We start from the raw sequence: 388 nt of genomic DNA, 5'->3' as shown, positions 1-388 counted from the left end.
GAGGTGTAGAGGTTCACCGGTGGATTGAGCAGCAGCACCTTCTTGAAGTTGAAGCTCTGGCGGCTTTCGTCGAGGTGGCTGACGAACGCGGCGTTCAGCGCCCCCAGGCTATAGCCGGTGAGGTAATAGTCGGTCACCGGCAGGTCGCGCTGCTGCGCGCGCACCGCCTGCATCACCCGGTACAGGTCATCGGCGTCGTCGCTGGAAAAGCCCGGTGTGGCGAAGCGCGAGGCGCTGGCCATGAAGTCCCAACTGGTCGGCGAGGACAACTGCACCACGTGGTAGCCGGCCTGGTAGAAGAGCTTCTTCAGGTATTCCGGGTAGCTGCTGGCATAGTGCGCGCCAGTCCCGGCGATGATGAAGATCAGCGGCGCCGCATGATCCTGGC

The 388-nt window shown here is 63.4% G+C and carries 1 protein-coding gene; it reads right to left on the bottom strand.

Annotated features, from left to right (window positions below):
- Positions 1 to 388: alpha/beta fold hydrolase family protein (locus M8318_RS00150; protein WP_262660563.1), on the bottom strand; the 388-nt coding region annotated here is incomplete at both ends.

The sequence above is a fragment of the Leclercia tamurae genome, from assembly GCF_025566055.1.
Lineage (GTDB): Bacteria > Pseudomonadota > Gammaproteobacteria > Enterobacterales > Enterobacteriaceae > Enterobacter > Enterobacter tamurae.
The sequence above is the reverse complement of the archived record's forward strand: the minus strand, read 5'-3'. Positions and strand labels throughout refer to the sequence as shown.